Raw genomic sequence first — 611 nt, forward strand, 5'->3', positions numbered from 1 at the left:
GCGTTAGCTATGGTAAGGAGATTAAATCATGAGAATTGAACCACGTTTGGGTTCTATGAATTTTGATGAAGATAAGGAAGAGGTTGTTTATGAAAGTTTAGCAAAAGAGGAATCTTTAGCGGAATTACTTTTAAATAGTAAACTAGCAAGCCCAGGTCGTAGATATATAGGTCAATTTATAGATTTAGTCGTTACATGGATAATTTTTCTAGTCACGTTGTTATCACTGGAAAATTTAAACTTTACAGAAGAAGAGTCAGCTATTATTTCCATTTTTTTATCAATAAGCTATCTTTTACTCTCTGATGCTTTGCCTTCAGGCAAAAGCTTTGGTAAGCGTCTACTTGGAATATCCGTTATAGATAAAACGACAGGGAAATACTGTACAATTTGGCAGTCTTTCTTGCGTAATGTCCTTACGCCATTAATTGGTTTAATTGATGCAATATTTATTTTATCTAAAAGACGTCAACGATTAGGTGATATGGCTGCTAATACGATAGTGGTTGAATCCAAGATAGCTAACAAACGCTTAAAGGAGGACTGCCAACACTAGGCATTTTTGGCTCAAATGAGCATTTAAGGTTATGGCTGTATTTGCTTTAGTTTGG

The 611-nt window shown here is 34.7% G+C and carries 1 protein-coding gene; it reads left to right on the forward strand.

Features of this window, described 5'->3' with window-relative positions:
• Nucleotides 1-28 precede the first annotated feature (28 nt).
• Nucleotides 29-556, forward strand: coding sequence for an RDD family protein (locus tag EXA13_RS16670; RefSeq protein WP_238116247.1), 528 nt, complete (start codon nt 29-31; stop codon nt 554-556).
• Nucleotides 557-611 lie beyond the last annotated feature (55 nt).

This window comes from Vibrio cincinnatiensis (assembly GCF_022113815.1).
In the GTDB taxonomy this organism is placed as follows: domain Bacteria; phylum Pseudomonadota; class Gammaproteobacteria; order Enterobacterales; family Vibrionaceae; genus Vibrio; species Vibrio cincinnatiensis_A.